This is a genomic window from Muriicola sp. (assembly GCF_041567615.1).
In the GTDB taxonomy this organism is placed as follows: Bacteria; Bacteroidota; Bacteroidia; order Flavobacteriales; family Flavobacteriaceae; genus Muriicola.
The window spans coordinates 1-10965 of record NZ_JBFGBM010000078.1; the positions used below are offsets into that span (position 1 = coordinate 1).

At 48.7% G+C, this 10965-nt stretch carries 12 protein-coding genes; 2 read left to right on the plus strand and 10 right to left on the minus strand.

Annotation, left to right across the window (positions count from 1 at the left end):
• From ABYP73_RS06970 to ABYP73_RS06980, 3 genes are all read right to left on the minus strand, one after another.
• Nucleotides 1-645 (minus strand): deoxyribodipyrimidine photo-lyase (locus tag ABYP73_RS06970; protein ID WP_372973846.1); only part of this gene is annotated, 645 nt, incomplete at its 3' end.
• Entirely contained in the window at nucleotides 642-797 is a 156-nt protein-coding gene (locus ABYP73_RS06975) for a DUF2256 domain-containing protein (protein ID WP_372973847.1), read from the minus strand. The genes ABYP73_RS06975 and ABYP73_RS06970, both read right to left, overlap by 4 nt.
• Nucleotides 787-1431, minus strand: a complete 645-nt coding sequence (locus ABYP73_RS06980; protein ID WP_372944464.1) for a flavin reductase family protein — start codon at nucleotides 1429-1431, stop codon at nucleotides 787-789. The genes ABYP73_RS06975 and ABYP73_RS06980 overlap by 11 nt, the downstream gene beginning before the upstream one ends.
• Nucleotides 1432-1559: 128 nt before the next feature.
• On the opposite strand from ABYP73_RS06980, the gene ABYP73_RS06985 reads away from it, so the two are divergent.
• Complete coding sequence (locus tag ABYP73_RS06985) at nucleotides 1560-2921, plus strand: FAD-dependent oxidoreductase (RefSeq protein ID WP_372944465.1); 1362 nt, start codon at nucleotides 1560-1562, stop codon at nucleotides 2919-2921.
• Here the strand turns inward: ABYP73_RS06985 and ABYP73_RS06990 are convergent.
• From ABYP73_RS06990 to ABYP73_RS07000, 3 genes are all read right to left on the minus strand, one after another.
• The gene (locus tag ABYP73_RS06990) at nucleotides 2918-3298 is read right to left on the minus strand and encodes a DUF4174 domain-containing protein (protein WP_372944466.1); all 381 of its coding nucleotides are present in this window, start codon (nucleotides 3296-3298) and stop codon (nucleotides 2918-2920) included. The two genes, ABYP73_RS06985 and ABYP73_RS06990, sit on opposite strands and share 4 nt — an antisense overlap.
• A gap of 104 nt (nucleotides 3299-3402) precedes the next feature.
• A complete protein-coding gene (locus ABYP73_RS06995) occupies nucleotides 3403-4182 on the minus strand; it encodes a zinc ribbon domain-containing protein (RefSeq protein WP_372944467.1) in 780 nt (259 codons plus the stop codon).
• 3 nt (nucleotides 4183-4185) lie between these two features.
• Nucleotides 4186-5280, minus strand: a complete 1095-nt coding sequence (locus tag ABYP73_RS07000) for a Nif3-like dinuclear metal center hexameric protein (RefSeq protein WP_372973848.1) — start codon at nucleotides 5278-5280, stop codon at nucleotides 4186-4188.
• 47 nt (nucleotides 5281-5327) lie between these two features.
• On the opposite strand from ABYP73_RS07000, the gene lpxK reads away from it, so the two are divergent.
• A complete protein-coding gene (gene lpxK, locus ABYP73_RS07005; protein WP_372944469.1) occupies nucleotides 5328-6320 on the plus strand; it encodes a tetraacyldisaccharide 4'-kinase in 993 nt (330 codons plus the stop codon).
• On the opposite strand, the gene ABYP73_RS07010 is transcribed toward lpxK, so the two are convergent.
• The 4 genes from ABYP73_RS07010 to ABYP73_RS07025 form a co-directional block, all read right to left on the minus strand.
• A complete protein-coding gene (locus ABYP73_RS07010) occupies nucleotides 6315-8504 on the minus strand; it encodes an ATP-binding protein (RefSeq protein WP_372973849.1) in 2190 nt (729 codons plus the stop codon). The two genes, lpxK and ABYP73_RS07010, sit on opposite strands and share 6 nt — an antisense overlap.
• Before the next feature lie 32 nt (nucleotides 8505-8536).
• Nucleotides 8537-9547, minus strand: coding sequence for a type I glyceraldehyde-3-phosphate dehydrogenase (gene gap, locus ABYP73_RS07015; protein WP_372973850.1), 1011 nt, complete (start codon nucleotides 9545-9547; stop codon nucleotides 8537-8539).
• 54 nt (nucleotides 9548-9601) lie between these two features.
• Nucleotides 9602-10477, minus strand: a complete 876-nt coding sequence (lipA, locus tag ABYP73_RS07020; protein ID WP_372946610.1) for a lipoyl synthase — start codon at nucleotides 10475-10477, stop codon at nucleotides 9602-9604.
• Nucleotides 10478-10539: 62 nt separating this feature from the next.
• A partial coding sequence (locus tag ABYP73_RS07025; RefSeq protein WP_372973851.1) for an RNA polymerase sigma factor occupies nucleotides 10540-10965 on the minus strand: 426 nt, incomplete at its 5' end.

Genomic DNA, 10965 nt, shown 5'->3' on the forward strand with positions numbered 1-10965 from the left:
CGAAAAGGGAAAGGCGGAGTGTGGATGGGTCTCAAAAGGAGCAAAACCCAGGTCTTTAAGGGAGGGCAGGGGAGTACTCTCAGCAAGGAGATTGCTCTCAGGTTTGGATTTCGGGGTCGCCGTTAAGGGTCTGACCTGTGCAGATTTTTCACAGGCCTTTCGAAATTGGGTGAATACCTCAGGAATACTCTTGAATTCCCGGATAGGAATGTCATCAGGATGAAAGAGGAACTGGTCGTAATTTTCGACGAATTGAGTTCCCGGGAGGCACTTGGCCTGAACCTTTTTCAACTCTTCAGTTTCATCCCTTGTCCATTCCTTCTGAAGGAAGATTTTTTGAATAGAATATTTGCTGACCAGGCCGGGGATAATTTCCTCAGCTGGTTGGAAATAGACCAGCAGGCTGATATTCAGTGAAGCCAGGTTTGCCCTGAGATCTTCAAGGCTCTCCAGCAGGAATTTTGCCCTGAATTTCTCCATTCGCTTAAAACCGAATTCCCCGGGTTCGAAGAGTACAGGATCCAGACAGTAAACGGCCAGGACACTATCTTCCTCGCAGGCCTTAGAGAGAGAAAGGTTGTCTGTTACCCTAAGGTCGTTCCGAAACCAAATCAGGGTGTTATATTTCTTATTCGAAGTATTCATAGTCGGGATTTACTTTTTTTTGATTCTCTACGGCATCGTTCGCTGCAATAGCGTACTTCGTCCCAGTTCTTTTCCCATTTTTTTCTCCAGCTGAAGGGACGACCACAATACTTACAGGTCTTTGTGGGCAAAAAGGGTTTTTTATGAGCCATGTTTCAAAAGGACTGGGTTGGACTCCGGCCTGGCATAGGACAGTCTCCCGAGGTATTTTGGCAGGGCATAACCATCGATCCCCATGCCTGCCACTGTATTTAACTTTTCGAGGTGTACGAATCCATCGGGGTCCTGAACACCCTCAGGGAAGTATATGTGCTCGATCGAACCTATGACCAGTAGGCACCCATTCTCCTCTATATGATAGTGGTTCTTGTAACGGCAGCCCATTTTCAGGGCGCTCTCAGCCACATAAGGTACTTCAAAAGGCTCGATATATTGCTCGGTCAGGCCCACCGCTTCAAACTCTGAGACCTCTTGTCCGTATTTCGCTGAGGTCTGGTGAGACTGTTCCACCATCACTGAGGTAACCTGGTTTACAGTGAATTTACCGGTTTCCCGGATATTGTCGAACGTATCCCTCCTAACGGTCAGTGGACGCAGTACAAAACCGAGCATAGCCGGCGAACTGCCTATATGAATGATAGAATTGAAAATCGCCAGGTTGGCAATTCCATTACTTGACCGGGTTCCGATAAGGTTACATGACTTGTACCCGGAGATACTGTTGATGAGGTTTGCCCGGTAACGGGAGGGAAGTTCCTCTATCTTGGTTTTATCGAAATATGACATTCCTTATTTTGTTTAGCAAAATTATATAATAGTTAAACAAAATACCGTTAAGGGTATAATAAATTCCGGGATGCCTGTGCGTAATATTTCTTACTTTTACTATTCAAAAGTATTCCTGAGGGATAGGTATGGCTCAAACCCCCAAGAACATTGCGATAGTCGGATCAGGTCTTGTAGGATCACTTCTGGCTATCTATCTCCGTCGGAGGGGACATGACATTACGGTCTTTGATCGCCGTCCCGACATCCGTACCATTGAATTTTCCGGCAGGTCCATCAACCTGGCCATGAGTGATCGGGGCTGGAATGCCCTTCGGGAGGTCGACCTTGAAGAGGAGATCAAAAAGTTGGCCATTCCGCTGGACAAGCGCGCCATGCACGTCCTGGGGAAACCCCAGTATTACCAGAAATACGGAAAGGAAGGAGAAGCGATCTGGTCTATCTCCCGGGGAGTCCTCAACAGGAAGATGATCGACCTTGCAGAGGAAGCCGGGGCCGTATTCAGGTTCGAGGAAAAGGTCTGGGATGTCGACCTGCCGACGGCTGCGCTCTACACCGGGGAATCCGAGAAAGGCGAATGGAAAGAATACAGGTACGACCATATCTTTGGATGCGACGGGGCCTTTTCCAGGGTCAGGCACAAGATGCAGAGGAGGAGCCGCTTTGATTATTCTCAGGATTTCCTTGATGTAGGCTATAAAGAGCTTACCATATCCCCGAAGGAGGACGGAACCCATAAGCTGGATAAGCACTCCTTCCACATCTGGCCCAGGGGCAGGTTTATGTTTATCGCCATGCCCAACCTGGACGGCAGTTTTACCTGCACCCTGTTCCTGCCCTTTGAAGGGGAGGTTTCCTTTGAAAGGATTACCACCAAAAAGGAGGCGACTGAATTTTTCACGACCTACTTTCCAAATGTGATGCAGGATATTGAAAACCTCACACACGACTTTTTTAAGAACCCGACCAGTGCCATGGTGACCATGAAATGTTACCCCTGGACCTATTGGGATAAGGTGGCCCTGGTAGGGGATTCAGCCCATGCCATTGTGCCCTTCTACGGGCAGGGTATGAATGCCGGATTTGAGGATATCTACAGCCTGGACAAGATCATGGATCGGTTTGGGGACGACTGGGAAGCCGTCTTTCAGACCTTCCAGAAGGAGCGCAAACCCAATGCAGATGCCATCGCTGAGCTCAGCTACAGGAATTTTTTAGAGATGAGCAGCAAAACAGCAGATCGAAATTTCCTTCTCCAGAAAAAGATAGAGAAATGGTTTGCCTCAAAGTATCCGGAATTATGGGAGCCCGTCTATTCACGGGTTACCTTCTCAGACCGGTCTTATGCCGAGGCTCTGGCCATCGGTGACTTCCAGGAGGGGATCATGAAAGAGGTTATGAAAATTCCAGAGATAGAAAGTCAATGGAACAGCAAGACCGTAGAGGACCTCATGTTGCATCTCCTCGAAAAGAAAAAGGCGAAGGCCTAAGGTTTGTATTTGTCCTTTATCTCAGCCCTCCTCATAGGCATGCTGTCGACCACCCTGAAGACCTCTGCCGGCTCGGCGTAGAATCCCGACTTCCATTTAACAGATCCATCCAGTCCGATGAGGACAACTCCGGTAAATCCTTTCCTGACAGGCAGAACTGCATTTTCCGCCATCAGATGGTGTCTGACATCCAGCAGATGTCCGCCGCGAGACAAAAGGATAAGCAGTTTGCGTTCTTTCATTTCCTGAGTAAAATCTTCGAACAAGCCTATCTGCTTCTCGCTTTGAGCCGGAATCTGGTCATTTTCACAAATGAGCAGAATGCGGTTATTCCACCGGAAATCCCCGAGTTCCTGGGCAATTGAACTTTTTGTCACACACAAAATCAAGAAAGAGGTAAGGATAGAGGGTCGCATGTCCGGATTAAAGGTATAAAAAAAGCCATCTCAGAAGGATGGCTTTTATCTGTTGTATTCGGATTCTAGATCTTGTCGAACATTTTGTGCATTTTTTCCTGCTCTTCCTCAGCCAGTACGGGATCCACAAGGATCCTTCCACTGTGTTCATCGGTGATGATCTTCTTCCTGGAAGCGATCTCTACCTGTACCTGAGGGGGTATGGTAAAGAAAGAACCTCCCGAAGCACCTCTTTCGATAGGAACTACAGCCAGGCCATTCTTCACGTTGGAACGGATTCGTTTGTACGCCTTTACCAGCCTTTCCTCGATCTGCTTTTCAAAGATATCCGATTGCTCTAAAAGGGCCTTTTCTTCCTTTTCAGTCTCCGCAAGGATGGCATCGAGTTCGCTTTTCTTGTGTTTCAGGTGGGTTTCCCGCTCGGCGAGTTTTTCCTTGGTATCGGCGATCACCTCTTTCTTTTGTTCGATCTGAGCCTTGAATTCCTTGATGTTCTTTTCAGCAAGCTGAATCTCCAGCTCCTGGTACTCTACCTCCTTGGCAAGGGAATTGAATTCCCTGCTGTTCCTCACATTTTTCTGCTGTTCTGCGTATTTCTTGATCAGCGCCTTGGATTCATCGATCAGGTTCTTTTTGGCCGTGATCTCGTAGTTGATCGTTTCCAGATCTGTTTTAAGCTTGTCCATTCTGGTCTTTAATCCCAGCACCTCGTCTTCGAGGTCCTCTACCTCCAAAGGGAGTTCCCCTCTGACATTGCGGATCTCATCCACCCGGGAATCGATCAGCTGGAGGTCGTAAAGAGCCCTTAATTTCTCTTCCACTGTAGCTTCTTTCTTTGCTGCCATATACTAAAAATACTTAATGGGATTGGTTTTGCTTTCCGTTAAAGCGATTGCAAAATTAGGGATTTTTTTTGTAAGATATTCTGCCAGAAGGTTTTTTGTGTATTGTTCCGACTCGTAATGTCCGATATCGGCAAGCAGGATTTCCTTTTCTGCTTCAAAGAACTGATGGTACTTGAGGTCTGAGGTCAGGAAAACATCCGCCCCGCGCGACCTGGCAGCTGAGATGGCAAAGCCCCCGCTACCCCCGAGCACGGCTATGTGTTGTACAGGTTTGCCCCGAAATTGAGAATGCCGGATGACCCCCGTGTGCATCTTTTCTCTGACCCGCTTCAGGAAATCCTCTTCGGCAAGGGGTTTGTCGAGGGTTCCGATCATTCCCATCCCTTCCAGCTGGTGCGCATTATCCAGGGTAGTGATCTCGTAAGCCACCTCCTCGTACGGATGGCTTTCAAACAGGGCCCGGATCAGTTTTTTCTCGAGTCGGGCCGGGAAGGTCATATGGACCTGGAACTCTTCGGTGATTTCCGTTTCCCCCTTTTTTCCCAGGGTAGGCCGGCTTCCGCTTTCAGGCCTGAAACTGCCTTTTCCAGATATGGAAAAACTGCAGTGGCTGTAATTTCCTATATTTCCTCCCCCTGCGGCAAAGAGGGCTTCTTTGACCTGCTCTGACGCCTCAGTGGGAACATAAGTGACCAGTTTTTTAACGGTGCCTGTCTTTGGGATCAGGATCTCCGGATCGCGAATGCCCAAAACCTCGCAGATCTTTCCATTCACTCCCTGCATGACGTTGTCTAGGGCCGTATGTACGCTAAAGATATTGATCTTGTGCTCGATGGCCTTGATGACCGTCCTTTCCACATAATTCTTCCCCGTGATCTTTTTCAGCCCTTTGAAGACGATAGGGTGGAAGGTCACGATAAGGTTGAGGTCTTTCGCAATGGCTTCGTCCACTACATCTTCAAGGGCATCAAGGGTCACCAGGATCCCTCTTACCTCCCTCTGGTAGTCACCGACCAGAAGACCGACATTGTCAAAATCCTCAGCGAGGCCCAGAGGACAAAGTTCCTCAAGTATGTCGGCAACTTCTTGTACAATCATGAGTAAAAGGCAGAGGTCCAAAGATAAAATATTATATTTTCGTTCCGATGCAAGTGCTTAGAAAAATAGCATTCCCCTTCTCCCTGTTATACGGTTTCGCGGTTTACCTCAGGAATCTCTGTTATGATTCTGGTATCCTTCGTTCAGAGTCTTCCAAAATACCTTCGGTCTGTGTCGGGAATCTGAGTGTAGGGGGAACCGGGAAAACGCCCATGATTGAATGGATCATAAAAAACCTGTATGCGGAAAGAAAGGTCGCGGTACTGAGCAGGGGTTACAGGAGGAAATCCAGGGGATTTTTGATCGTACGTCCGGAGTCCGACCCCGAAGAAGTCGGGGACGAACCCCTGCAGATCTGCAGGAAATTCCCCAAAGTGGCAGTAGCCGTGGAGGCAGACCGTCGTAAAGGTATCCGCATGCTTAAAGAAAAAGCTTCCCCGGATGTGATCCTTCTGGACGATGCCTTCCAGCATCGCCGGGTAAAGCCCCACGTCAATATCCTGCTTACCTCTTATTCCCGCCTCTATGTAGACGACTGGTACCTGCCGACAGGGAACCTCAGGGACCACAAAAGACAAGCCAGGCGAGCCCAGGTGATCGTAGTTACAAAATGCCCGGATGAACTCGATGATCAGGATCGGGAAAGGATCCTAAAAAAACTGAGACCCCTGCCTTCCCAAAAGGTGCTGTTTAGTTCCCTGGCCTACGGAGATCAGGCCATTGGGATAGAGGGCTCACTCAGCCTTTCCGGATTGAGGGAAAAGGAGGTACTCCTGGTGACGGCCATTGCAGATCCGGCACCCTTGCTCGCATATCTCTCAAAAGCAGGGATCCGCATCAGGCATTTGAATTTTCCGGATCATCACTTTTTTACGGAAGATGAGATCAGGGGATTTAATGAAGCCGAAAGGATACTCACCACCGAAAAGGACTTTACGCGACTCAACGGCAGGGTTTTGCAGGCTTATTATCTGCCTGTTGAACACAGGTTCCTCCATGACGGTAAAGAAAAGATGATCTCTCTGATGCGGGAACTATGAAGCAGATTTCTTCTGTTTGGGTTCCAGGAAGTTCTCCCCTATTTTCTGGTAGAAGACCTCGGGTTTAAAAGGTTTTGTGACCACATCGTTACAGCCTGCCGCGTAAAAGGCTTCCAAGCTGTCATCCAGGGAGATAGCGGTCAGGGCGATAATAGGGGTCTGTCGGTCAAATTTACGGATCTCTATAGTTGCCTCCACCCCGCTGATACCCGGCATGTGAATATCCATTAGGATCCCGTCATACTGGTTTTTATTGGCCTTGTCGATAGCTTCCATCCCGTTTTCAGCGATATCGCATCCCACACCCCTTTTGGCCAGCATTTTTTTGGTGATCACCTGGTTGATCTTATTGTCTTCCACTATGAGGACATGCAGGCCGTTGAGGTCGTATTCTTTCTGTTCGAGCTCAAAGGGAACTTCGTCCACAATACTGTCCTTGGATTTCATCACCAGTTCAAAGTAAAAGGAACTTCCTTTTCCGATCTCGCTCCTCAGGTGTATTTCACTATCGAACAGTCCGAGCAGGCTCTTAACGATGGTAAGGCCCAGGCCTGTTCCGCCGTATTCCCGGTTGATCTGTATGGATCCCTGTTCAAAACTGTCAAAAATATGCTTCTGCTGCTCCGGGGTGATACCGATGCCGTTATCCCTTACCTCAAAGAAGACCGTCACATTCTCTTCCTCCTTCTTCAGTAATTTGGCGATCACCCGTACTTCCCCGTTTTTAGTGAATTTGATGGAGTTTCCGACGAGGTTTATCAGGATCTGGGAAAGTTTCAGAGGGTCACTCATCAGGTGTTGTGGAATTTTATCGTCGTATTCCATGATGAGCTTGGTGTTCTTCTCCTTAGCGCTTTGCTGCAGGGAATCCAGGACCTCGCTGATGATCTTTTTAAGATAGAATTCAATGTGGGCAGGTTCCAGCTTGTCTGCATCGATCTTGTTGATCTGCAGGATGTCATTGATGAAGTTAAGGAGATAATCCCCCGAAAATTTCAGGGACTTCAGATGCTCCTTTTGATGCTCCGCCGGATTCTCCTCCAGGAGGAGGTGGGTAAGTCCGGTCACCGCGTACAGGGGCGTCCTCAATTCGTGGCTTACGGTAGACAGGAAGTTGGTCTTGGCCTCCATGGCTTGTACGGCGGCGTCCCTGGCTGCCTGGAGTTCTTTGTTTTTCGTCTGAAGCAGATCATTGGTCTTCAGCTTGATCTGGTTATTCCTGTAGAGCGATACGGCCAAGAGGGAAATGATGGTGAGGAAGGCCGAGGTGAGGATTGCTGTGATCTCAGATCGGTTCGCAGACTCACTCAACTCCTCTATCCGCTGGTCCTGTCTCGAGAGTTCAGCCTGGGCATCATCCATGGCCAGTTTGTCGGCTTTGTTGGTCTCCACCTTTATTTTATCAAGTGTAAAAAAGGAATCCTTTACAGCCATAATATTTTCCTTGTACTGCAGGGCATTTTTGTATTGTCCGTCTTTCTCGTAGGCTTTCGCCAGGAACTCATTGGCCTGAAGGATTTCTACGGTAAACTTGTTGGCGGTCGCCAGATTGAGGGCATTGAGACCGTTTTTGATGCTCTCGGGATAATTTTCGGTATTCAGATGCAGTTCGGCAAGGCCCAGGTTGGCCTTGGTAATCAGGTATTCTTTTTCTATGGGGTCTGAGTTAATTAGGAGGGCGTTAAAGCTTACGGCTGCCTTCTCATAATCTTCGATGCGCATGTAGATCATGCCCTCCAGCAAGACCATATTGTTCAGCAGGTTGCGGTCATTGCTGAGCTCCTTTGCGTCAATCAGGGATTGCAGAGCCCTGAAATTGAGATCAGAATCCAAAAGCAATTTGGCTTCTACAAACTTCGAAAACCCTTCACCCGAGGGATAAGACCTGAAGGTTTCGAGCATCTTATCGGCCCTTGCCTTATAAAATTCTGCCTTATCCCTGTCGCCCCGAATCAGATTTAACAAGGCGAAGCGATGATAGCAGGAGATCATGCCTTTTTCGTACAGGGAGGATTCCGCAAACTGCTGCGCCTGGTCCAGTACTTCAAATGCCTTGTCGATCTCGTTCTGATTGCGCAGGGTGACCACCTGTCTGATGTACTCATTCAGGGTCTGATCTACTGCGCTCGGCTCCTGGGATCGCAATGGAAAAATGACAAAAGCCGATATGAGTAATATCAGCAATGTCCATTTCTTTGTATTTATTCTGAAACCTGTCAAATAAATCCTTTTCGATCCAATAATTCAATCACGTCGATGATCCTGCTACTGTAACCTGTTTCATTGTCATACCATCCAATCACCTTAACCATCTTACCCAGCACGGAAGTCATCATAGAATCAAACGTACAGGAATAGCAACTATTGTTTATATCGACAGAAACTATAGGGTCTTTCGTATAAAAAAGTACGTTTTTTAGCTCATTTTCAGCAACCTTCTCAAATGTATCATTTATTTCCTGAATAGAAGTGTCTTGTTTGACGTTGAGGGTGATATCGGTCAGAGACCCGTTCGGGACCGGTACGCGAATCCCGCAACCCCCGATGGCATGGGCAAGTTCAGGGAAAATATGCGTCAATGCTTTGGCTGCCCCTGTGGTGGTGGGAATGATCGACTGGCTGGCGGCCCGGGCCCTCCTCAGATCCCGGTGAGGACGGTCGTGAAGGTTCTGATCTGATGTATAGGAGTGCACCGTAGTGATATAGGCCTGTTCCACTCCCCAGTGGTCGTCCAGTACCTTGATCATGGGTGCGGCATTGTTCGTGGTACAGGAGGCGTTGGAGATGATATCATCCTCCCTGTTGATCAAATGGTGATTTACGCCGTATACGATCATTTTGATCCCGGGATCGTCCGGCGGGACGGACAGGATCACCTTCCTGGCCCCGTTCTTAAGGTGGCCTTCAAGGGGCTTTCGGGTCTTGAACTTACCGGTGGCTTCCAGAACGATATCCACCCCGGAATCAGCCCAAGGGATTAACTCAGGGGTTTCCTCCCGGCTCAAGGATACGGTTTCCTGATTGACGGTCAGGCTGTTCTCGCCTGCCTCAACGGTTCCTGTAAAAGGGCCGTGAATACTGTCATATTTGAGCAAATGCCCCAGTGTTTTGGGGTCTGCGAGGTCATTGATAGCCGTTACCCGGATGCCCGGATGATCCTGCAGGAGTCGGAAGAAGGTCCTCCCGATACGGCCAAAGCCGTTGATCCCTACATGTATTTTTTTCATAGGATTATTACTAGGTCTGAACCCGAAGCTGGAACGACGTCTTGTTCCCTGTTATCAGTGAATATGCTTGTGAGCCTTGTAGGAAGAGCGTACCAGAGCACCGCTTTCCACGTGCCTGAAGCCCATTTCAAGCCCTAGAGACTCGTATTTCGCAAATTGTTCCGGGGTTATGAATTCTTTGACGGGAAGGTGTTTTTTTGAGGGTTGCAGGTACTGCCCGATGGTCACTACATCCACCTTTGCTTCTCTCAGGTCCTTCAGGGTCTCTACAACCTCCTCTTCCAGCTCTCCCAAGCCGAGCATGATACCGGATTTGGTCCTGTTCACTCCCTGCTCCTTGAGGTATCTCAAGACAGAAAGGCTGCGTTCATATTTTGCTTGTATCCTCACTTCCCGGGTAAGCCTCCTGACTGTTTCCATATTGTGGGAAACCACTTCCGGGGCTACCTCGACGATCCTGTCCAGGTGACGTTCGATTCCCTGAAAATCGGGAATGAGGGTCTCCAGGGTGGTCTCAGGATTCATCCTTCTTATAGCCTTTACGGTTTCTGCCCAGATGATGGAGCCCATGTCCTTGAGATCGTCCCTGTCTACAGAGGTGATTACGGCATGCCTGATCCCCATGATCTTAATGGATCTGGCCACTTTTTCGGGTTCTTCCCAGTCTACCTGCTCCGGTCTGCCCGTCTTCACCCCACAGAATCCGCAGGAACGGGTACAAATGTTTCCAAGGATCATAAAAGTAGCCGTACCCTCACCCCAGCATTCCCCCATATTGGGGCAGCTTCCCGAGGTACAGATGGTGTGCAGGTTGTACTTGTCTACCAGACCCCTCAACTGGGTGTATTTCTTTCCGGTAGGCAATTTAACCCTGAGCCATTTCGGTTTGCCTTTAGGGGGAGCCATGGTGGCTGTACCTTCCTCTTTCATAAAACAAATTTGTGCAAATATACGAACAAAAACCAAGGTGAATAACGCCCGGTTTACCTGAACTATTTCCCTTTGATGAGCTCGGCGAGCAGCTTTTTTGCGCGGAGCAGTTTCACCTTGACATTGTTGATGGGTTCATCCAGTTCTTCGGCGATGGCAGCATAAGACAATTCCTGGAAATACCTGAGGTTGATCACCTCTCGGTAATGAGGCTTGAGGTTCCTGATATGGCCGAGGAGACTGGCCAGGTTTTGATCCTGTATAAGTTGGTCCTCCGCCGTGGGAGCATCATCCAATACTTTTTTGATCGCATCGGGTATGCCGGGAGAGCTTTGTTCCAGGATATTTCTCTTCCTCTTCCTGAGAAGATCTACGTGGATATTCTTGGAGATGGTGAAGAGCCAGGTCTTGAATTCATAGGCCTCGTCAAAGGTTTGGATCTTGTCAAAGGCCCTGGAGAACGTTTGGATGGTAATGTCCTCCGCATC

Coding starts and splice junctions, on each gene's coding strand:
- ABYP73_RS06975 (WP_372973847.1), bottom strand. CDS start 797: ATGGCTCATAAAAAACCCTTTTTGCCCACAAAGACCTGTAAGTATTGT.
- ABYP73_RS06980 (WP_372944464.1), bottom strand. CDS start 1,431: ATGTCATATTTCGATAAAACCAAGATAGAGGAACTTCCCTCCCGTTAC.
- ABYP73_RS06985 (WP_372944465.1), top strand. CDS start 1,560: ATGGCTCAAACCCCCAAGAACATTGCGATAGTCGGATCAGGTCTTGTA.
- ABYP73_RS06995 (WP_372944467.1), bottom strand. CDS start 4,182: ATGGCAGCAAAGAAAGAAGCTACAGTGGAAGAGAAATTAAGGGCTCTT.
- ABYP73_RS07000 (WP_372973848.1), bottom strand. CDS start 5,280: ATGATTGTACAAGAAGTTGCCGACATACTTGAGGAACTTTGTCCTCTG.
- lpxK (WP_372944469.1), top strand. CDS start 5,328: ATGCAAGTGCTTAGAAAAATAGCATTCCCCTTCTCCCTGTTATACGGT.
- gap (WP_372973850.1), bottom strand. CDS start 9,547: ATGAAAAAAATACATGTAGGGATCAACGGCTTTGGCCGTATCGGGAGG.
- lipA (WP_372946610.1), bottom strand. CDS start 10,477: ATGAAAGAGGAAGGTACAGCCACCATGGCTCCCCCTAAAGGCAAACCG.